21 protein-coding genes and 7 pseudogenes are annotated in these 20065 nt (G+C 69.3%); 21 read left to right on the forward strand and 7 right to left on the reverse strand.

From position 1 onward, the window contains the following. Positions 1–173 (reverse strand): annotated as a pseudogene (locus A5646_RS29720) (hypothetical protein); the annotation flags it as partial. Here A5646_RS29720 and A5646_RS29725 point away from each other — a divergent pair. From A5646_RS29725 to A5646_RS03090, 7 genes and pseudogenes are all read left to right on the forward strand, one after another. Next, positions 147–674 (forward strand): annotated as a pseudogene (locus A5646_RS29725) (cell division protein FtsH); the annotation flags it as partial. The pseudogenes A5646_RS29720 and A5646_RS29725 overlap by 27 nt on opposite strands. A gap of 16 nt (positions 675–690) precedes the next feature. After that, positions 691–1305, forward strand: coding sequence for a GTP cyclohydrolase I FolE (gene folE / locus A5646_RS03065; RefSeq protein WP_066879442.1), 615 nt, complete (start codon positions 691–693; stop codon positions 1303–1305). After that, complete coding sequence (folP, locus tag A5646_RS03070) at positions 1302–2153, forward strand: dihydropteroate synthase (protein ID WP_156765504.1); 852 nt, start codon at positions 1302–1304, stop codon at positions 2151–2153. The genes folE and folP overlap by 4 nt, the downstream gene beginning before the upstream one ends. Beyond that, the gene (gene folB / locus A5646_RS03075; protein ID WP_066868388.1) at positions 2146–2547 is read left to right on the forward strand and encodes a dihydroneopterin aldolase; all 402 of its coding nucleotides are present in this window, start codon (positions 2146–2148) and stop codon (positions 2545–2547) included. Before folP ends, folB begins: the two co-directional genes overlap by 8 nt. Continuing rightward, positions 2544–3089 carry a 2-amino-4-hydroxy-6-hydroxymethyldihydropteridine diphosphokinase gene (folK, locus tag A5646_RS03080; protein WP_067019776.1) on the forward strand — a complete coding sequence of 182 codons (546 nt, stop codon included), beginning with the start codon at positions 2544–2546 and terminating at the stop codon, positions 3087–3089. The genes folB and folK overlap by 4 nt, the downstream gene beginning before the upstream one ends. After that, entirely contained in the window at positions 3089–3565 is a 477-nt protein-coding gene (locus tag A5646_RS03085) for a DUF3180 domain-containing protein (RefSeq protein WP_067019780.1), read from the forward strand. The genes folK and A5646_RS03085 overlap by 1 nt, the downstream gene beginning before the upstream one ends. Positions 3566–3639: 74 nt before the next feature. After that, positions 3640–4572 (forward strand): annotated as a pseudogene (locus A5646_RS03090) (DUF6779 domain-containing protein); the annotation flags it as partial. Between the two features lie 209 nt (positions 4573–4781). Here the strand turns inward: A5646_RS03090 and A5646_RS27705 are convergent. Continuing rightward, positions 4782–4883 (reverse strand): annotated as a pseudogene (locus tag A5646_RS27705) (DUF2520 domain-containing protein); the annotation flags it as partial. A 114-nt stretch (positions 4884–4997) separates the two neighbouring features. Next, a pseudogene (locus A5646_RS30330) lies at positions 4998–5087 on the reverse strand (hypothetical protein); the annotation flags it as partial. Between the two features lie 225 nt (positions 5088–5312). On the opposite strand from A5646_RS30330, the gene A5646_RS03095 reads away from it, so the two are divergent. From A5646_RS03095 to A5646_RS03140, 10 genes are all read left to right on the forward strand, one after another. After that, the gene (locus A5646_RS03095) at positions 5313–6224 is read left to right on the forward strand and encodes a Rossmann-like and DUF2520 domain-containing protein (protein ID WP_066868395.1); all 912 of its coding nucleotides are present in this window, start codon (positions 5313–5315) and stop codon (positions 6222–6224) included. Further along, positions 6221–7153, forward strand: coding sequence for a pantoate--beta-alanine ligase (gene panC, locus A5646_RS03100; protein WP_067019785.1), 933 nt, complete (start codon positions 6221–6223; stop codon positions 7151–7153). The genes A5646_RS03095 and panC overlap by 4 nt, the downstream gene beginning before the upstream one ends. Next, positions 7153–7572 (forward strand): aspartate 1-decarboxylase, encoded by a 420-nt coding sequence (panD, locus tag A5646_RS03105; protein WP_066868400.1) that lies wholly within the window; start codon positions 7153–7155, stop codon positions 7570–7572. The genes panC and panD overlap by 1 nt, the downstream gene beginning before the upstream one ends. Positions 7573–7574: 2 nt before the next feature. Next, positions 7575–8390 carry a type III pantothenate kinase gene (locus A5646_RS03110; protein ID WP_066868401.1) on the forward strand — a complete coding sequence of 272 codons (816 nt, stop codon included), beginning with the start codon at positions 7575–7577 and terminating at the stop codon, positions 8388–8390. Positions 8391–8433: 43 nt separating this feature from the next. After that, complete coding sequence (gene lysS, locus A5646_RS03115) at positions 8434–9930, forward strand: lysine--tRNA ligase (RefSeq protein ID WP_066879459.1); 1497 nt, start codon at positions 8434–8436, stop codon at positions 9928–9930. 128 nt (positions 9931–10058) lie between these two features. Further along, entirely contained in the window at positions 10059–10397 is a 339-nt protein-coding gene (gene lsr2, locus A5646_RS03120; RefSeq protein WP_066868403.1) for a histone-like nucleoid-structuring protein Lsr2, read from the forward strand. A 348-nt stretch (positions 10398–10745) separates the two neighbouring features. Continuing rightward, a complete protein-coding gene (gene clpC1, locus A5646_RS03125; RefSeq protein ID WP_067019790.1) occupies positions 10746–13292 on the forward strand; it encodes an ATP-dependent protease ATP-binding subunit ClpC in 2547 nt (848 codons plus the stop codon). 190 nt (positions 13293–13482) lie between these two features. Then, entirely contained in the window at positions 13483–13698 is a 216-nt protein-coding gene (locus A5646_RS03130) for a CbtB domain-containing protein (protein ID WP_066868405.1), read from the forward strand. A gap of 9 nt (positions 13699–13707) precedes the next feature. Further along, the gene (locus A5646_RS03135; protein WP_067019793.1) at positions 13708–14493 is read left to right on the forward strand and encodes a CbtA family protein; all 786 of its coding nucleotides are present in this window, start codon (positions 13708–13710) and stop codon (positions 14491–14493) included. After that, positions 14490–15038, forward strand: coding sequence for a histidine phosphatase family protein (locus A5646_RS03140; RefSeq protein ID WP_066868408.1), 549 nt, complete (start codon positions 14490–14492; stop codon positions 15036–15038). The genes A5646_RS03135 and A5646_RS03140 overlap by 4 nt, the downstream gene beginning before the upstream one ends. A 3-nt stretch (positions 15039–15041) precedes the next feature. Here the strand turns inward: A5646_RS03140 and A5646_RS03145 are convergent, their stop codons facing one another. Next, entirely contained in the window at positions 15042–16406 is a 1365-nt protein-coding gene (locus A5646_RS03145; protein ID WP_066868411.1) for a serine hydrolase, read from the reverse strand. Further along, positions 16381–16701 (reverse strand): mycobilin-forming heme oxygenase MhuD, encoded by a 321-nt coding sequence (gene mhuD, locus A5646_RS03150; protein WP_007772332.1) that lies wholly within the window; start codon positions 16699–16701, stop codon positions 16381–16383. Before mhuD ends, A5646_RS03145 begins: the two co-directional genes overlap by 26 nt. 63 nt (positions 16702–16764) lie before the next feature. On the opposite strand from mhuD, the gene A5646_RS03155 reads away from it, so the two are divergent. Then, a complete protein-coding gene (locus tag A5646_RS03155) occupies positions 16765–17520 on the forward strand; it encodes an alpha/beta fold hydrolase (RefSeq protein ID WP_066868413.1) in 756 nt (251 codons plus the stop codon). Here the strand turns inward: A5646_RS03155 and A5646_RS03160 are convergent. Then, positions 17503–18402, reverse strand: a complete 900-nt coding sequence (locus A5646_RS03160) for an A/G-specific adenine glycosylase (RefSeq protein ID WP_066868414.1) — start codon at positions 18400–18402, stop codon at positions 17503–17505. The two genes, A5646_RS03155 and A5646_RS03160, sit on opposite strands and share 18 nt — an antisense overlap. Positions 18403–18417: 15 nt before the next feature. Between A5646_RS03160 and A5646_RS03165 the strand changes: the two genes are divergently transcribed. The 3 genes and pseudogenes from A5646_RS03165 to A5646_RS29345 form a co-directional block, all read left to right on the forward strand. Continuing rightward, the gene (locus A5646_RS03165; RefSeq protein WP_066868416.1) at positions 18418–19035 is read left to right on the forward strand and encodes a carbonic anhydrase; all 618 of its coding nucleotides are present in this window, start codon (positions 18418–18420) and stop codon (positions 19033–19035) included. A 127-nt stretch (positions 19036–19162) separates the two neighbouring features. Then, positions 19163–19333, forward strand: a pseudogene (locus A5646_RS29730) (hypothetical protein); the annotation flags it as partial. Further along, positions 19325–19438, forward strand: a pseudogene (locus A5646_RS29345) (DNA integrity scanning protein DisA); the annotation flags it as partial. The pseudogenes A5646_RS29730 and A5646_RS29345, both read left to right, overlap by 9 nt. A gap of 25 nt (positions 19439–19463) precedes the next feature. On the opposite strand, the gene A5646_RS03175 reads toward A5646_RS29345, so the two are convergent. After that, positions 19464–20065, reverse strand: a 602-nt coding sequence (locus A5646_RS03175; protein WP_231998225.1) for a hypothetical protein, incomplete at its 5' end; no start/stop codon positions are given.

A 20065-nucleotide genomic window follows, 5' to 3' on the forward strand; every position in this document is an offset into this window, starting at 1 on the left:
GCGGCGGCCGCCTCGCTGGCCCGGGCGATGGCCGCCTTGAAGGCCGGCTCGGGGGTCGGCGGCGGCCACGGCTCACCGCGCTCGATGGCCAGCTCGCCGGGCGTCTTGATCGGCGGTTTGTCCGACGGGATACGGCCGCCGAAGTCGTCGAACATGGTGAGCCGTGGCCGCCGCCGACCCCCGAGCCGGCCTTCAAGGCGGCCATCGCCCGGGCCAGCGAGGCGGCCGCCGCCGCGCGGCTGGATGCCGATCGAAACGCCAACGGCGGCAACGGTTCTCATGGCGCTCAGGGTGGCGGTAATCGGCAGGGTGATCCGCAGGGTCCCACCCAACCCGACTACGGGGCCCCCGCCGGCTGGCGCGCGCCCGGCTGGCCGCCGCAGCAACAACAGCCGACTTACTGGCATCCGCAGCCCGGGCAGCAGCAGCCCTATTGGCAGCAACCGCCGCGCGGTTACCCGGGCCCCCAGGGCTACCCGGGACCGCAAGGCCATCCCGGCGGTCAGCAAAGTTATCCCGGTCAGCAGGGTGGAGCGGGTCACCCGGGTCAGGCGCACCCGTCGTACCCGCCGTATCCGCCGTATCCGCCGCCCGGCCAACCCGCCCCGGACGGTGGGTCGCCGGACCGGCAGGATGACGACGTGAGCCGGTCCAACCCGCCGGCTCACGGCTGAGCAAACGGAGGATTCGATGGCCTTACGCGGTTTGGGGCCGGATACCGCGGTGCCCGCGACGCGCGCGTTCGATCAGGAGCGCGCCGAGGCCGCGGTCCGCGAGTTGCTGCACGCGATCGGCGAAGACCCCGACCGGGACGGCCTGCGCGAGACACCGGCTCGCGTCGCGCGCGCCTACCGCGAGATGTTCGCCGGGCTCTACACGGATCCCGACAGCGTGCTGAACACCATGTTCGACGAGGAGCACGACGAACTGGTGCTGGTCAAGGAGATTCCGCTGTACTCCACGTGTGAGCACCACCTGGTGGCGTTCCACGGTGTGGCCCACGTCGGCTACATCCCGGGCAACGACGGCCGGGTCACCGGCCTGTCGAAGATCGCCCGACTGGTCGACCTGTACTCGAAGCGGCCCCAGGTGCAGGAGCGGCTCACCAGCCAGATCGCCGACGCCCTGGTGAAAAAGCTCAACCCGCGTGGCGTGATCGTCGTGGTCGAGGCCGAGCACCTGTGCATGGCGATGCGCGGCGTGCGTAAGCCCGGAGCGGTCACCACCACCTCGGCGGTGCGCGGCCTGTTCAAAACCAACGCGGCTTCTCGAGCCGAGGCGCTCGACCTGATCCTGCGTAAGTGAGTCCGGCGCCCGTGCAGGTAATGGGAGTTCTGAACGTCACTGACGATTCGTTCTCCGACGGCGGCCGCTACCTCGATCCCGACAAGGCGGTGGCGCACGGGTTGGCCTTGGTCGCCGACGGCGCCGACATCGTCGACGTCGGGGGAGAGTCGACCCGGCCCGGCGCCACCCGGATCGACCCCCGGGTCGAAACCGCCCGGGTTATACCCGTCGTCAAAGCGCTTGCGGCTCAAGGGATCACCGTCAGCATCGACACCATGCACGCCGATGTCGCGCGCGCGGCGCTGTGCGGCGGAGCGCGCATCGTCAACGACGTGTCCGGCGGCCGTGCCGATCCCGCGATGGCGCCCCTGCTGGCCGACGCGAAAGTGCCGTGGGTGCTGATGCATTGGCGATCGGTGTCGGCCGAGCGCCCGCACGCGGCGCCGCAGTACCGCGACGTGGTGGGCGAGGTGCGCGACGAGCTGCTGGCCAGCGTCGACGCCGCGGTGTCCGCCGGTGTCGACCCCGACCAGTTGATGATCGATCCCGGATTGGGGTTCGCCAAGACGGGACAACACAATTGGGCGCTGCTGCATGCCCTGCCGCAGCTGGTCGCCACCGGCATCCCGGTGCTGCTGGGTGCGTCGCGCAAACGGTTCCTCGGTACGTTGTTAGCCGGGGTCGACGGTGCGCCGCGACCGCCCGACGGGCGCGAGACGGCCACCGCAGTGGTGTCGGCGCTGGCCGCCCTGCACGGCGCCCGGGGGGTGCGGGTGCACGACGTGCGGGCCACGGTCGATGCCCTCAAGGTCGTAGCGGCCTGGACCGGCGGGTCGCACACGGAACTGGCTGGAGACAATGGCTGATCGAATCGAATTGCGCGGCTTGACGGTTCGCGGACAACACGGGGTGTTCGACCACGAGCGTGCCAACGGTCAGGACTTCGTCGTCGACATCACGGTGTGGATCGACCTCGCCGGCGCCGCCGCCAGCGACGAACTGGCCGACACCTATGACTACGCGGCGCTGGCCCGGCTGGCCGCCGACGTGGTGGCGGGGCCCGCGCGCAACCTGATCGAGACGGTCGGAGCCCAGATCGCCGACCAGGTGATGGACGACGAGCGCGTGCACGCCGTCGAGGTGGTGGTGCACAAGCCGCAGGCTCCGATCCCGCAGCAGTTCGCCGACGTCGCCGTGGTGGTGCGGCGGTCGCGCCGCGGCGGCCGCGGTTCGGTGGTTCCGGCGGGCGGGGCCCTATGACACGCGTGGTGCTGTCGATCGGCTCGAACCTGGGCGACCGGCTGGCCCGGTTGCAGTCCGTCGTCGACCGGCTGGGGGAGACGGTGCGCGCAGTGTCACCGGTGTACGAGACCGACCCCTGGGGCCGGGTGGATCAGGCGCCGTTCCTCAACGCGGTGGTGATCGCCGACGACCCGTCCCGGGACGGGCAGGCCTGGCTGCGCCGCGCGCAGGAATTCGAGCGGGCGGCGGGCCGCGTGCGCGGGGAGCGCTGGGGGCCGCGCACCCTCGATGTCGACCTGATCGCCTGCTACGGCCCGACCGAGGTGATCTCCCGGGAGAACAACCTGACGCTGCCGCACCCGCTGGCCCACCTCCGGGCATTCGTACTCATTCCCTGGCTGGACGTCGAGCCGGACGCGCGGCTGACCCTGGCCGATGGTCCGCAGCCGGTCGCGGGCCTGCTCGCCCAGCTGGAAGCGGCCGACCGGGACGGCGTCCGGCCGACCGACCTGACCCTGCGGTTCAACGGGAAGCCGGCCGATCGGGGGCCGACGACCTGATGGGACCCACCCGCAAGCGTGACCTGACCGCCGCGGTGGTTGGCGCCGCCGTGGTGGGATACCTGCTGGTCAAGGGCCTATACCGGTGGTTTCCGCCGATCACCGTGTGGACCGGCCTGTCGCTGCTGGCGGTGGCCGTCGTCGAGGCGCTGTGGGCGCGCTACGTGCGGGCGAAGATCAGCGAGGGCGAGATCGGCTCCGGCCCGGGCTGGCTGCATCCGCTCGCGGTGGCGCGCAGCCTGATGGTCGCCAAGGCCTCGGCCTGGGTCGGCGCGTTGATGCTGGGCTGGTGGGTCGGCATCCTGGTGTACTTCCTGCCCCGCAAATCGTGGTTGCGGGCGGCCGCCGAGGACACCACGGGGACCGTGGTCGCGGCCGTCAGCGCGCTGGCGCTGCTCGTTGCCGCGCTGTGGCTGCAACATTGCTGCAAGTCACCGCAGGATCCGACCGAGCACGGCGAGGGCGCGGAAAGCTAGCACTGGCAAGCCCGGGTGAGAATCGCCGGAGGCACGCGACACGCGGATTGACCTCGCGCAGGTACTCTCAGGCCATGACCGTTCTGTCCCGCGGCGCCCGGGTGCGGCGCGGCGGCCGCAGGCCGGGGTGGGTGCTCTTGACCGCGTTGCTGGTCCTCGCGATGGGGGCCAGCTCCGCATTGGTTTTCACCAATCGGGTGGAACTTCTCAAGCTCGCTGTAATCCTGGCGCTGTGGGCCGCAGTCGCCGGCGCCTTCGTTTCCGTGCTCTATCGACGCCAAAGCGACGCCGATCAGTCCCGGGTCCGCGACCTCAAGCTGGTCTACGACCTGCAGCTGGACCGGGAGATCTCGGCCCGGCGTGAATACGAACTGACCGTGGAGTCGCAGCTGCGCCGCGAGCTGGCCTCCGAGCTGCGCGCCCAGGCCGCCGACGATCTGGCTGAGTTGCGTGCGGAACTGTCCGCCCTGCGGACCAGCCTGGAAATCCTGTTCGACACCGACCTGGCGCAGCGCCCGGCCCTCGGGGGAACGCCCGAGGCCGAGCCGCAGCCGGAGCGCGCGTACAGCGAGTGGGATCGCAACGGCGAAAACCCGCGCGACAACCCCGTCGACTGGGTGTCCAGCGACCGCGTGACGTCGGTGCCGCAGGACAACCGCGACGACGCCATCATCGACGTGCCCGAAGAACCGCTGATCCCGCCTCGCCAGCAGCCGCCGCCCCGCCGTGAACGGGTCCGCAACCAGTACGAACCGGCGCCGGATCCGGCGTACGCCGAGCAGCCCGCATACGCCGAGGAGTCCGCGTACGCGCGACCGGCGGAACAACGGTTCGAGCCGCGTCAGCAACCGTCATCGCCGCCGGCGGCGCAGTTCCAACCGGAGCCGCAGCCCGAACCGGCGCCGGAACCCCAACGGCAGCCGCAGGCGCACTGGCCGGGCCAGGGCTGGCAGCCGGCCGCCGCGGGAGGGCTGTGGTTGCCACCCGGCACGCCGGGCAGCAATTGGGTCGGCGGTGATTCGCCGGGCGAATCGGCCGGCGGACGGCGGCGCGCCCGGCATTCGGGCGTCGACGACGCCTGGGATGGGATGCCCGTCGAGCCGGTCCCGCCTGCGCCGTACGGCGACTCCGGTCGCCGGGCGCGGTCGCGTCACTCTGCGGAGTACCGCGACTACGGCGCCCGCAATTCCTTGCCCGGCGACGAGGCCCCGGTCGTGTCCCCACCGGCCGCCGCGACACCGAGGGCGGTGCCGACCCGGCCGGCCGAGATGATTCCCACCTTGAGCCGAGCCGGGCGCAGACCGTCGAACTGCACCATCGCAGACGACCTCACAGAATCTTGTTTCGTTCCGGTCCCACTTGGTGGGTACCGTTCGGTCAGTACGACTGTAGTCGATTACCAGGCGTTACCCAATGTGAGGAAGCTCCCAGCTCAGCTCTCGCGGCGGCGGCGCCGGCCTCCTTCGGAGGGCTGCACCTGCAGGCGGGCCAGCAGGTCGGCGACCGACTGACCACCCGTCGAGCTGCCTTCGCCGGCGCCGTCGGGGCCGTCTTGCTGGGGGTCGCCGACCTGCTGGCCCGCCTGCAGGTGCAGCCCTCCGAAGGAGGCCGGCGCCGCCGCCGCGAGAGCTGAGCTGGGAGCTTCCTCACATTGGGTAACGCCTGGTAATCGACTACAGTCGTACTGACCGAACGGTACCCACCAAGTGGGACCGGAACGAAACAAGATTCTGTGAGGTCGTCTGCGATGGTGCAGTTCGACGGTCTGCGCCCGGCTCGGCTCAAGGTGGGAATCATCTCGGCCGGCCGGGTCGGCACCGCCCTCGGTGTCGCGCTGGAGCGCGCGGACCACGTCGTGGTGGCGTGTAGCGCCATCTCCCGTGCGTCCCGGCAGCGCGCCGAGCGCCGGCTGCCCGACACCCCGGTGGCGGCGCCGCCGGAGGTGGCCGCCGGTGCCGAGCTGTTGCTGCTCGCGGTGCCCGACAGCGAGCTCGCCGGGCTGGTGTCCGGGCTGGCGGCGACGTCGGCGGTGCGGCCCGGAACCATCGTGGTCCACACGTCCGGCGCCAACGGGATCGGCATTCTCGAGCCGCTGGCCCGGGACGGCTGCATCCCGCTGGCGATCCACCCGGCGATGACCTTCACCGGCTCCGACGAGGACATCAGCCGGCTGGCGGATTCCTGCTTCGGCGTCACCGCGGCCGACGAGGTCGGCTACGCGATCGGGCAATCGCTGGTCCTGGAGATGGGCGGGGAACCGTTCTGCGTGGCCGAGGATGCGCGCGTTCTGTACCACGCCGCGCTGGCCCATGCCGGCAACCACATCGTGACCGTGGTCGCCGACGCGCTCGACGCGCTGCGCGCCGCCCTGCGCGGCAGTGAACTGCTCGGCCAACAGACGGTCGACGACCAGCCGGGCGGCATCGCCGAACGCATCATCGGGCCGCTGGCCCGGGCCGCGCTGGAGAACACCCTGCAGCGCGGGCAGGCCGCGCTGACCGGCCCGGTCGCCCGTGGCGACGCGGCCGCGGTCGCCGGGCATCTGGCCGCGCTGACCGAGGTCTCCCCGGAACTGGCGCAGGCCTACCGGGTGAACGCCCTGCGGACCGCCCAGCGCGCGCACGCCCCCCGCGACGTCGTGGAGGTGCTCTCGCCATGAGCCCCGGCAGGCCGCCCGCCTTCACGGCGGGTGAACTCAACGTCTATTCCGCCCCGCGCGATGTCACCGAGGTCAGCCGGGCCCTGCGCCACACCGGGCGCCGGGTCATGCTGGTGCCCACCATGGGCGCGCTGCACGACGGGCACCTGGCATTGGTGCGCGCGGCCAAACGGGTGCCCGGTGCGGTGGTGGTCGTATCGATCTTCGTCAACCCGCTGCAGTTCGGCGCCGGCGAGGACCTCGACGCCTACCCGCGGACCCTGGATGACGACGTCGCCCTACTGCGTGCCGAGGGCGTCGAAATCGTCTTCGCCCCAACGGCCGCCGCGATGTATCCCGATGGGCTACGCACCACCGTGCAGCCCGGACCGCTGGCCGCCGAGCTCGAGGGCGGGGCACGGCCCACCCATTTCGCGGGCGTGCTGACCGTGGTGTGCAAGCTGCTGCAGATCGTGCGCCCGGACCGGATCTTCTTCGGCGAGAAGGACTATCAGCAGCTGGTGATGATCCGCCAGATGGTCGCCGACCTCAACATCGACACGCAGGTCGTGGGGGTGCCGACGGTCCGGGAGTCCGACGGCCTGGCGATGTCGTCGCGCAACCGCTACCTAAACCCCACCCAACGCGAACTGGCCGTGACGCTTTCGGCGGCGCTGACCGCCGGTGCGCACGCCGCGCACCACGGCGGTGCGGCCGCACTGGCCGCGGCCCGCGCGGTGCTCGACGCCGTGCCCGACCTCACCGTCGACTACCTGGAGCTGCGCGACGCCGGCCTGGGCCCGGCGCCCGCCCACGGCTCGGCCCGGCTGCTGGTCGCGGCCCGGCTGGGCACCACCAGGCTGTTGGACAACATCGAACTGCAGATCGAAACACCCGCCGGCACCGCTGGGCCGGACGGACACTACGCCCAATCACCTTGGAGGAATTGATGCTACGGACGATGCTCAAGTCGAAGATCCACCGGGCCACGGTCACGCAGGCCGACCTGCACTACGTCGGCTCGGTGACCATCGACGCCGATCTGATGGACGCCGCGGACCTGCTTGAGGGCGAACAGGTGACCATCGTCGACATCGACAACGGCGCCCGGCTGGTCACCTATGCGATCACCGGCGAACGCGGCAGCGGGGTGATTGGAATCAACGGTGCCGCAGCGCATCTCGTGCACCCGGGCGACCTGGTTATTCTGATCGCTTACGGCACCATGGAAGAGGCCGAGGCGCGGGTGTACCAGCCGCGGATCGTCTTCGTCGACGCCGACAACAAGCCGATCGACCTCGGCCACGATCCGGCGTTCGTGCCCGCTGACGCGGCCGAGCTGCTGGATCCCCGGATCGTTGCGCGGTAGCCGTGCTGCTGGCGATCGACGTCCGTAACACCCACACCGTCGTCGGGCTGATCTCGGGATCCAAAGAGCACGCAAAGGTCGTGCAGCAGTGGCGGATTCGCACCGAAGCCGAGATCACCGCCGACGAACTGGCGCTGACGATCGACGGACTCATCGGCGACGACTCCGAACGGCTCACCGGAGCCGCGGCGCTGTCGACCGTCCCCTCGGTGCTGCACGAGGTGCGGCTGATGCTCGACCAGTACTGGCCGTCGGTGCCCCACGTGTTGATCGAACCCGGGGTGCGTACCGGCATCCCGCTGCTGGTCGACAACCCAAAGGAAGTCGGCGCCGACCGAATCGTCAACTGCCTGGCCGCCTTTCATCGCTTCAACAGCCCGGCCATCGTCATCGACTTCGGATCCTCGATCTGTGTGGACGTCGTGTCGGCCAAGGGCGAATTCCTCGGTGGGGCGATCGCGCCCGGATTGCAGGTGTCCTCCGACGCCGCCGCGGCCCGCTCGGCGGCGCTGCGCCGGGTGGAGCTGACCCGGCCCCGTTCGGTGGTCGGCAAGAACACCGTCGAGTGCATGCAGGCCGGTGCGGTGTTCGGGTTCGCCGGGCTGGTGGACGGTCTGGTCGGGCGGATTCGCGAGGATGTGGAGGGCTTTGCCGGCGACGACGTCGCGATCGTCGCCACGGGCCATACCGCGCCGCTGCTGCTGCCCGAACTGCAGACGGTCAGCCACTACGAGAAGCACCTGACGCTGGACGGCCTGCGGCTGATCTTCGAACGCAACCGCGACGCCCAGCGCGGCCGGCTCAAGACCGCACGCTGACGTCACCGCGCCCTCAAAGCCCGGTCCTTTAAGCTGGCACGTCGTGAGTGCCGACGACCTAGACATTCCCGAGCAGTACCGCATCCGCCGGGATAAGCGCGCTCGGCTGCTCGCCGAAGGCCACGACCCCTACCCGGTCGCCGTCGAACGCACCCACACGCTGGCGCAAGTCCGCGCCGCCCACCCCGACCTGCCGGTGGACACCGCGACCGACGACGTCGTCGGCGTCGCCGGCCGGGTGATCTTTGCCCGCAACTCCGGCAAACTGTGCTTCGCCACACTGCAGGAGGGCGACGGAACCAGCCTGCAGGTGATGATCAGCCTCGACAAGGTCGGCCGGCAATCCCTGGACGCGTGGAAGGCCGACGTCGACCTGGGCGACATCGTCTACGTGCACGGCAACGTGATCAGCTCACGGCGCGGCGAATTGTCCGTGCTGGCCGACTCCTGGCAGATGGCGTCCAAGTCGTTGCGTCCGCTGCCCGTCGCGCACAAGGACATGAGCGAAGAGGCGCGGGTACGGCAGCGCTACGTCGACCTGATCGTGCGCCCGCAGGCCCGCACGGTGGCCCGGCAGCGGATCGCCGTCATCCGCGCGATCCGCAACGCGCTGGACCGGCGCGGGTTTCTCGAAGTCGAAACCCCAATGTTGCAGACGCTGGCCGGTGGCGCGGCGGCGCGGCCCTTCATCACGCATTCCAATGCGCTCGACATCGATCTCTACTTGAGGATCGCACCGGAACTGTTCCTCAAGCGGTGCGTCGTCGGCGGTTTCGACAGAGTTTTCGAACTTAATCGCGTGTTCAGAAACGAAGGTGCGGATTCAACGCATTCTCCGGAATTCTCCATGCTGGAGACCTACCAGGCGTACGGCACCTATGACGATTCGGCAGTAGTGACGCGCGAGCTTATTCAAGAGGTGGCCGATGAGGCGATCGGAACCCGACAACTCCCGCTGCCCGACGGCAGTGTCTACGACATAGACGGAGAATGGGCTTCCATAGAAATGTACCCGTCGTTGTCCGCGGCACTCGGTGACGAGATCACGCCGGGGACCTCCGTCGAAGAACTGCTCGGCATCGCCGACCGGCTCGGCGTCGAGATCCCCCGCGACCGGGGTTACGGGCACGGAAAAATCGTCGAGGAACTCTGGGAGCACACGGTGGGCAACGACCTCGTCGCCCCGACGTTTGTGCGGGATTTCCCGGTCGAGACAACGCCTTTGACGCGCCAGCACCGCAGCATCGCGGGCGTCACCGAGAAGTGGGACCTATATGTGCGTGGCGTCGAGTTGGCCACCGGGTACTCCGAGCTGAACGATCCGGTCGTGCAGCGCGAGAGGTTCGCCGCGCAAGCGCGTGCTGCCGCCGCGGGCGACGACGAAGCCATGGTGCTCGACGAGGATTTCCTCGCCGCACTCGAGTACGCGATGCCCCCATGCACGGGAACGGGAATGGGTATCGACAGGTTGTTGATGACATTGACCGGTCTGTCAATTCGAGAGACAGTTTTGTTCCCGATTGTTCGGCCGCAGTCGTAGTTCAAAGTTTCAACTGTGCGGCTTCCGTACAGATTGAGTATGCTTCGCTGTTATGGCAGATTGGTGACCGGGGAGGTCCGATCCAATCTGCTCAGTATCCGCACAGGACGAAATGCGAGGGTAAGCCAATGGCAAAAAAAGTGACCGTCACCTTGGTCGATGATTTCGACGGTGCCGGCGCGGCCGACGAAACGGTGGAATTCGGGCTTGACGGGGTGACCTACGAGATTGATCTTTCGTCCAAGAATGCCGCGAAACTGCGCGGCGATCTCAAGCAATGGGTGGAGGCCGGCCGACGCGTCGGCGGCCGCCGGCGCGGGCGTTCCGGCTCGGGCCGCGGGCGCGGCGCGATCGACCGCGAGCAGAGCGCGGCCATCCGCGACTGGGCTCGCCGCAACGGGCACAACGTGTCGACGCGCGGGCGCATCCCGGCCGACGTGATCGACGCATTCCACGCGGCGACGTAGCAGCCGTACCGACCGGCGCCCGGGCCTTCGAGCCTGGGCGCCGGTTTGTCATTTCGCTGGGCGCGAAACAATAGTCGGGCGGCTTGGGAAACGAATTGGAAGTGCGCGACGTTTCTTCAGTTACGGCGCGCAACGCCGCAGGCAGTCGCAGGTGAGATCGGCCCTGGAAAGGGCGCCGGAAGACCGGGCGGCTCCGCAGCGAAGAAGGCGCCGGCAAGGTTAGGCCCGCCGGCAAGCCGACCATTACAGTGGAGGCAGGTACGCGATTCCGGCCACAGGAGACCGGCAGGATTGCTCGAACGGCCGCTAACTAGTTTGTACCGATGTTGAGGGAGAGCAGGTAACCCGATGTTTGAAAGATTCACCGACCGAGCACGGCGGGTCGTCGTCTTGGCGCAAGAAGAAGCCCGGATGCTCAACCACAACTACATCGGCACCGAGCACATCCTGCTGGGTTTGATCCATGAAGGTGAAGGCGTCGCGGCGAAGTCGCTGGAGTCGCTGGGCATCTCGCTCGAGGGCGTCCGCAGCCAGGTCGAGGAGATCATCGGCCAGGGCCAGCAGGCCCCGTCCGGGCACATCCCGTTCACCCCGCGCGCCAAGAAGGTTCTGGAGCTCAGCCTGCGCGAGGCGCTGCAGCTCGGCCACAACTACATCGGCACCGAGCACATTTTGCTGGGGCTGATCCGCGAGGGCGAGGGCGTGGCCGCGCAGGTGCTGGTGAAGCTCGGCGCCGAACTGACCCGGGTGCGCCAGCAGGTGATCCAGCTGCTGAGCGGCTACCAGGGCAAGGAAGCCGCGGAGGCCGGCACCGGTGGCCGCGGCGGCGAATCCGGCAGCCCGTCCACGTCGTTGGTGCTCGACCAGTTCGGCCGCAACCTGACCGCCGCCGCGATGGAGGGCAAGCTCGACCCGGTCATCGGCCGCGAGAAGGAAATCGAGCGGGTGATGCAGGTGCTGAGCCGGCGCACCAAGAACAACCCGGTGCTGATCGGCGAGCCGGGCGTCGGTAAGACCGCCGTCGTCGAGGGCTTGGCGCAGGCGATCGTGCACGGCCAGGTCCCGGAGACCCTGAAGGACAAGCAGCTCTACACCCTCGACCTGGGTTCGCTGGTGGCGGGCAGCCGCTACCGCGGTGACTTCGAGGAGCGCCTGAAGAAGGTGCTCAAGGAGATCAACACCCGCGGCGACATCATCCTGTTCATCGACGAGCTGCACACCCTGGTGGGTGCCGGCGCCGCCGAGGGCGCGATCGACGCCGCGAGCATCCTCAAGCCCAAGCTGGCCCGCGGCGAGCTGCAGACCATCGGTGCCACCACGCTCGACGAGTACCGCAAGTACATCGAGAAGGACGCCGCCCTGGAGCGCCGCTTCCAGCCCGTGCAGGTGGGCGAGCCGACCGTCGAGCACACCATCGAGATCCTCAAGGGTCTGCGTGACCGTTACGAGGCGCATCACCGGGTGTCGATCACCGACGGCGCGATGGTGGCCGCGGCCACCCTGGCTGACCGGTACATCAACGACCGGTTCCTGCCCGACAAGGCGATCGACCTGATCGACGAGGCCGGGGCGCGGATGCGGATCCGCCGGATGACCGCGCCGCCAGACCTGCGCGAGTTCGACGAGAAGATCGCCGAGGCGCGCCGGGAGAAGGAATCGGCGATCGACGCCCAGGACTTCGAGAAGGCCGCGAGCCTGCGCGACCGCGAGAAGCAACTGGTGGGCCAGCGCGCCGAGCGCGAAAAGCAGTGGCGCTCGGGCGATCTCGACGTGGTCGCCGAGGTCGACGACGAGCAGATCGCCGAGGTGCTGGGCAACTGGACCGGCATCCCGGTGTTCAAGCTCACCGAGGCCGAGACCACCCGCCTGCTGCGCATGGAGGATGAGCTGCACAAGCGGATCATCGGCCAGGAGGACGCCGTCAAGGCCGTCTCCAAGGCGATCCGCCGCACCCGGGCCGGGCTGAAAGACCCCAAGCGCCCGTCGGGTTCGTTCATCTTCGCCGGCCCGTCCGGTGTCGGTAAGACCGAGCTGTCCAAGGCACTGGCCAACTTCCTGTTCGGTGACGACGACGCGCTCATCCAGATCGACATGGGTGAGTTCCACGACCGGTTCACCGCGTCGCGGTTGTTCGGCGCCCCGCCGGGATACGTCGGCTACGAGGAGGGCGGCCAGCTCACCGAGAAGGTGCGGCGCAAGCCGTTCTCGGTGGTGCTGTTCGACGAGATCGAGAAGGCCCACCAGGAGATCTACAACAGCCTGTTGCAGGTCCTCGAGGACGGCCGGCTCACCGACGGTCAGGGCCGCACGGTCGACTTCAAGAACACCGTGCTGATCTTCACCTCGAACCTCGGCACCGGCGACATCTCCAAGCCGGTGGGCCTCGGCTTCACCCAGGGTGGCGGTGAGAACAACTATGAGCGGATGAAGCAGAAGGTCAACGACGAGCTGAAGAAGCACTTCCGCCCGGAGTTCCTCAACCGCATCGACGACATCATCGTCTTCCACCAGCTGACCAAGGACGAGATCATCAAGATGGTCGACCTGATGATCAACCGCGTCGCGACCCAGCTCAAGAGCAAGGACATGGCCCTCGAGCTGACGGACAAGGCCAAGGCGTTGCTGGCCAAGCGCGGCTTCGACCCGGTGCTGGGTGCCCGCCCGCTGCGGCGCACCATCCAGCGCGAGATCGAGGACCAGCTGTCGGAGAAGATCCTCTTCGAGGAGGTCGGTCCGGGCCAGGTCGTCACGGTCGACGTCGACGACTGGGACGGCGAAAGCGCCGGCGAGGACGCAAAGTTCACCTTCACCGGCACCCGCAAGCCGCCGGCCGAGCCGGACCTGGCCAAGGCGGGGGCGCACAGCGCCGCGGAGCCGGGGCCGGACGCGCAGTAGCAGTCAACAGAAAACGGGCGGTAACTCCTACGCGGACTACCGCCCGTTTTCGCTGCGCCCTACACTGACCGTTGTCATCGACGTGTCACGGAATCTGGTGAAAGTCCAGAACGGTCGCGCCACTGTCCACAGTCAGACCCGAGACTCGTCACACCCAGCGGGGACGCGTTATCCCCAGAAGGAGCCGATTGTGTCCCACCCGCAGCTCACCGGCAGCCGCACCCGATCGATCGATCTTTCGGCGGCGAGCACCGCGCTCTGGCTGGCGGCGACCGTCTTCCTCGCGCTGCTGGCGCTGTACTTCGTCGGCGTCGACCAGGGGGCGGTGTCGTTGTTCGGCAGCGACTCGCACGTGCACGAGTTCGTGCACGATGCGCGGCACCTGCTCGGCTTCCCCTGCCACTGACCCGATCTCGTGGAGAAACGCCTGATCGCGGGCGGTCTGCTGGCGGGTGCCGTCGGCGCGGTGCTGGCGTTCGTCTTCGCCCGCCTGTGCGCCGAGCCCGTCATCGGCCGCGCAATCGCTTTTGAAGACGGCCGCACCGACGCCGAGAATGCGCACGGCGTGCACGAGCACGGCGCCGAGTTGTTCACCCGCGGTGTGCAGTCGGGCCCCGGGCTCGGCTTCGGTGTGCTGATCTTCGGCCTCGCCATGGGCGCGCTGTTCGCCGTGCTGTTCAGCGTGGTCTATGCGCGCACGGAAACCGCTCGGCCGCAAGCGCTTTCGCTGCTGCTGGCGGCCGGCGCGTTCGGGGCGGTGTACCTGGTGCCGTTCGTGAAGTATCCGCCGAATCCGCCGGCGGTCGGACAGGCCGACACCATCGGGGCGCGCACCGGCTGGTACCTGGTGATGGTGGCGGTTTCGGTGGCGCTGGCGATCGGCGCCGTATGGCTGGCGCGGCGCCTCGCCGCGCGGTTCGGCGGGTGGAACGCCGGCCTGCTGGCGGCCGCGGCGTATCTGGTGGCCGTCGTCGTGGCGGCGGTGGCGCTGCCGAGCGTGGACGAGACTCCCGATCCGCTGCGCGACGCCGCGGGGACCATCGTCTATCCGGGATTTCCCGCCGACGTGCTCTACGAGTTCCGGCTGCTGTCGCTGGCCACCCAGCTGGTGTTGTGGGCGGCAATCGGGCTGGTCTTCGCGGCGATCAGCGGGCGCCTGCTCGGCGCGCGGACGAAGCAGGAGCCGAGCATCGCGGCGTGACCGACGTGCTCCGGCTGACCCTGGTGTCGCATGGCATGACCGATGCCATGGCCGACAAGCGTTTTCCCGCCGACGAGCCGCTGAACGCGATCGGCCGCCGCGAGGTCGAAGCGGTGGGCGGCCTCGTCGCCGCCGCGCCGCGGCAGCTGGTCGCGCCCGAGCGGCGCACCGGGCAGACCGCGAAACTGCTTGGGCTGCACGCCGAAACCGAGCCACGGTTGGCCGATCTCGACTGCGGACGCTGGCGTGGCGCGGCGCTTGCGGCCGTGCCGCCCACCGAACTCGAGGTGTGGCTGAGCCGGCCGGGCGCCGCGCCGCACGGCGGTGAATCGATCGCCGACCTGATCTCGCGGATGTCGCACTGGTTGGAGTCGTTGATCCCCAACCCATTACGGACGGTAGCGGTGACCCATCCGGCGGTGATCCGCGCGGCGGTCGTGGCGGCGTTGGACGCCGACCCGGCGTCGTTTTGGCGCATCGACGTGGCGCCGGCCGGGCGCATCGTCATGCATTTCCGGGACGGCCGTTGGACGCTGCGGTTGTGAGAGTCAGCGCGGGGCGATCAACGCGAAGGCCTGTTTGGCGATCTTGAGCATCCAGCTGGTCACGGTGGGCCCGTGATCGCGCGGCCAGTTCAGCTGGAAGCTCACCACCCACGGCTGCTGCGTCTTATCGACGGCATACCAGCTGAACGTCAAATCACCCGGCAGGCCACCGGCTTTCGCGCCGATGTACGGCCAGACGTTGTGGTCGAGCTGGATACCCGCGACCGCGGACAGGATCTCGCGCACCGGTGCGGCCTTGCCGACCGCGTCGGCCTGCAGCGCCGCGTGAACCCGGCAGATGTCCTCGGCGTTGCCGTACCACTCCGCGCCGTAGGAGGACGCCGGCGAGTGCGCGCGCATCGGATCAGGGTCATACGGCGTCGAATTCGCCTGCTCGAGCAGCTGACCGCGGACCTGTGGCGACCCGTGCTCCCACTGGTTGCGCAGGTCGGGCCTGCCCCAGCCGACGGAGAACAGCTCGTACATGGTGGGGAACGGGGTCATGCTGGCCGGGTCGTGATGGCCGGCCGTGGCGAGCGCTTGCTCGATCGCGTGCGTGCCCAGCCGCCCGATCAGCAAGTCGGTGGCCATGTTGTCACTGGTGGCGATCATCTTCTCGGCGGCGGTGCGCACCGAAACATGCGCTCCGGCAGGCAATGCCAATCCCGACGAGCCCACGGCCCGGCTCTTTTCGGTCACGGTCAACTGGTCGTCCCAGGACACCGTGCCGTCCTTGATCGCGCCCGCCAGCGCGTGCAACACGTAGAGCTTGAAAATGGATGCCAGCGGCAAAGATTGGTGCGTGTTGGTGCCCGCCACCGGCTCGCAGCGCCCGTCGTCGACCTTGGCGACCTGATAGGAGTAGCGCGCACCGGTCTTGCTCAGCACCGCGTCGATGTCGTGCCACGAGTTGATGGTCGGTGCCTGGGTGTCGAGGTCGAAATGATCCACATAACCGCCGTCGTCGGTGTGGATCCGGATGTCTTGCCGGGCACCGTAGGACGACGTCAGGTGCAGGGTCGCCACGCTCGCGCCCAGGTCGACGCCGTCGAGGGTGAACGGACGGTCCCACCACAGCGCCTCCATGGTGGTCTCCACCGACTCGACCTTGTCGGGTGCGGCGAGGGTGCCGACCCCGACCGGGCCGATGGGCCAGTCGGAGTTGAGCATGTCCAGCGTCTGCTGGGCCCGGACGCCGGGTGGGGTCCGGGTGTCGATCTGCCGCCCCGGATTGGCCGCGTTGGCCTGCGGGGACGGATTGGGGGCGCAACCGGGCGCCAGTGTCACTACCAGTGCGGCGGCCGCGCTCGCCGTCAATGCGCGGCGCCGCGCCGATAAGCCGCTAGCCAGCCTGCTTGTTGCCGGCAACGTCCATCACAACCTCGAATTCCAGCAGCGAGGCCCCGGTGGCCACCGGCTTCGCCCGCTCCCCGGAGTGCGCTTCGATGGCGGGCCCCTGCGCCCAGGCCTGGAATGCCTCTTCGGACTCCCACTGGGTCACCACGAAGTAGCGGTTCTCGCCCTTGATCGGGCGGAGCAGCTGAAAGCCGAGGAAGCCGGGCTGGTTGTCGACGGCGTGCGCCCGGTGGGCGAACCGCTTCTCCAGCTCCGGGCCGGCGTCGGCGGGTACTTCGATTGCGTTGATCTTCACCACTGGCGACATGCCGCTAGGCTACCCCGCCCATCCCGGTGCCGGGGCCCTGGGCGGTGCACGCAAGATGGTGCTATGCCCAGCGATCTGTTGACTTGCCACGGGGGAGAGGGCGACCCGCTGGTGCTGGTGCACGGCCTGATGGGACGGGGAACCACCTGGCCGCGCCAGCTGCCGTGGCTGACCGGGCTGGGCACCGTCTACACCTACGACGCGTTGTGGCACCGGGGCCGCGACGTCGACGATCCGCACCCGATCAGCACCGAACGGTTCGTGGCCGATCTGGCCGACGCGGTGAGCACGCTGGCCGGCCCGGTGCGGATGGTCGGGCATTCGATGGGCGCCCTGCACTCGTGGTGTTTGGCCGCCGAACACCCGGAACTGGTGTCCGCCCTGGTGCTCGAGGACATGGCGCCGGACTTCCGCGGCCGCACCACCGGCCCCTGGGAACCGTGGCTGCATGCCCTCCCGGTCGAATTCGATTCCGCCGAGCGGGTTTTCGCCGAGTTCGGCCCCGTCGCAGGCCAGTATTTCCTGGAGGCCTTCGATCGGACCGAAACCGGTTGGCGGCTGCATGGTCACACCGCGCGCTGGATCGAGATCGCCGCGGAATGGGGCACCCGCGACTACTGGGCACAGTGGCGCGCGGTGCGCGCCCCCGCGCTGCTCATCGAGGCCGGCAACTCCGTCACCCCGCCGGGCCAGATGCAAGAGATGGCGGAAATATCAAGCGGTGCAACATATTTGAAGGCCCCGCAGGCCGGTCACCTGATCCACGACGAAGCGCCGCAGCTGTACCGCCAGGCCGTCGAGTCATTCCTCGCCGGCTAGGGCGAAGCGCCCGTCGCGCGTCTGCGTCACCAGCCCGTCGGCCAGCAGCGAATACAGCGCCCGGTCGCGCTGCGCGGTGTCGGTCAGCCACGCCACGTCCAGCTCGGCTCGGGTCACCGGAGAATCGTTGGCGCGCAACACATCCATCAACCGACCGCGGACCTGGCGGTCGGTTCCGGCGTAGGTCTGGACGCGACGGGCCGGCCCCTGCGCGGGCGGATAACCGGCGCTTCGCCACCCGCAGCTGCCCAGCGGGCACAGCCCGCAACGCGGCGCGCGCGCCGTACACACCGTCGCGCCCAGCTCCATCAGCGCCACGGAGAACCTCGGTGCCGTGGCGTCGGCGGGCAGCAGCGCCGACACGTCGGCGTGGTCGCGCGTCGCGGACGGCGCGCCCGCGTCGGCCAGGCCGTGCACCACCCGCGCCACCACCCGGCGAACGTTGGTGTCCACCACCGGAACCGGCTGCTGGTAGGCGAAGCAGGCGATCGCCCGGGCGGTGTAACTGCCGACACCGGGCAGCGTCAGCAAGGTCTCGACGTCCTCGGGAACCTCGTCGCCGTAGTCGCGGGCGATCACGATCGCGCACTCGTGTAACCGCTTGGCCCGCCGCGGGTAGCCCAGCTTGCCCCACGCGCGCAGCACGTCGGCCGCGCTGGCCGCGGCCGTGGCCGACGCGGTGGGCCAGCGTTGCACCCAGTCCGTCCAGATCGGCAACACCCGCGCCACCGGCGTCTGCTGCAGCATGAATTCGCTGACCAGAATCTGCCAGGCGCTCACCCCCGGCTCGCGCCACGGCAGATCGCGGCGCGCGATGTCGTACCACCCCAGAAGTTCATTCGCCGGGATTGGAGGTCGGCTAGTCACGGGCAACCGCGGCACAGCACAATGTGTGCCATGCCCAACACCACTCCGGCAACAGCATGGAAAACACTCAAAGAGGGTAACGAGCGATTCGTCGCCGGCCGCCCCGAGCATCCGAACCAAAGCGTCGAGCGTCGCGCGAGTCTGGCCTCCGGCCAGCAGCCGATCGCGGCCGTGTTCGCCTGTGCGGACAGCCGGGTGGCCGCCGAGCTGCTCTTCGACCAGGGACTGGGCGACATCTTCGTGGTTCGCACCGCCGGGCAGGCGATCGACACGGCGGTATTGGGCTCCATCGAGTACGCCGTCGCGGTGCTCGACGTTCCGCTCGTCGTCGTCGTCGGCCATTCCGGCTGCGGCGCAGTCAAGGCGGCCGTGGGGGCGATCGATGACGGCGCGGTGCCCGGCGGTTTCGTGCGCGACGTGGTGGAACGGGTGGCCCCGTCCATCCTGGTCGGCCGGCGCGACGGCCTGAGCAGCGTCGACGAGTTCGAGAAGCGGCACGTCGCCGAAACCGTCGCGCAGCTGGCGGCCCGCTCGACGATCATCGCCGAGCGGTTGGCCGCGGGCACGCTGGCGATCGCCGGCGTGACCTATCAGCTCGCCGACGGCCGGGCCGAGCTGTCCGACCACGCCGGCGACCTGGGCGAGTAACCAGCGGCGGATACGGCCCGCGCCACCCCGGTGGCGGGCCGCTACTACACGGCGGTCGGCCAGCAAACCTGGCGACACGCCGAGGCGGGTCAGCCGAATCGACGTGACCTGGGCCTACGCTGCGAACGTGCTCGATCTGGAACCGCGTGGCCCGCTACCCACCGAGATCTACTGGCGGCGCAGAGGCCTGGCCATTGGTATCGCGGTCGTCGTGATCGGGATCGTGGCCGCCGTCGTCATCGCCTTCATGGGAAACAGCGCGGGAGCCAAGCCCGCCAACGCCGACAAAGCCAGCGCCACCGACCTGCAATCGGTCGACGGCATCGGCGCGATGTGGGCCCGCCATGTGCGGGAAGGACTGTCGCAGCTGGCGGAGTCGACGATCACCGACTCGCTGAACTAGGTGAATGCTAGGTGCGTGATCGGCCTCAGCCGGCCGGCGGGGCCATCGGCGGCGCCTCGGGCTGCGGCACCGCGCCCGGCTGACCCGGTCCGGGCACCGGGCCCGGCGGCGGTGGCGGCTGGTTCATGATGAACGGCACCGGCATCGAGCGCAGGTTGCCGAGCTGCACGACCAGGTTGTAGGTGCCCGGACCGATCGCCGGCCGCGGCAGCGGGCAGTGCGGCGCCGAGCCCATGCCCGTCCACGTCACCGCGGTGGTCACCTGCTCGCCCGGGGTGAAGGTCTTGATCAGCGTCTCGTTGGACGGCGCGCAGTCCAGGTTCGACCACAGCCGCTTGTTGTCCAGCGAGTAGACGTAGGCCGCCAGCACCGCGGCGCCGACGTCGCGCTTGCAGGCCACCAGTCCGATGTTGGTGACGACCATGGTGAACTTCGGCTGGTCACCGATGAAGTACTGGGGCGCGTTGGTCAGGCCCTTGACCGCCAGCGTCGAGTCGGGGCAGTCGTCGCCCTCTTTGAGCACCGGCGGGGGCTGCACCGCGGCGGTGGGGGTCGGATACCCGAAAACCTTTGCCAGGATGGTGAAGTCGAGCAGCTCGGTGTCCGACAGCGCGTCTAGCTTCTGCT

The organism is Mycobacterium sp. 1245499.0 (assembly GCF_001673615.1).
Lineage (GTDB): Bacteria > Actinomycetota > Actinomycetes > Mycobacteriales > Mycobacteriaceae > Mycobacterium > Mycobacterium europaeum_A.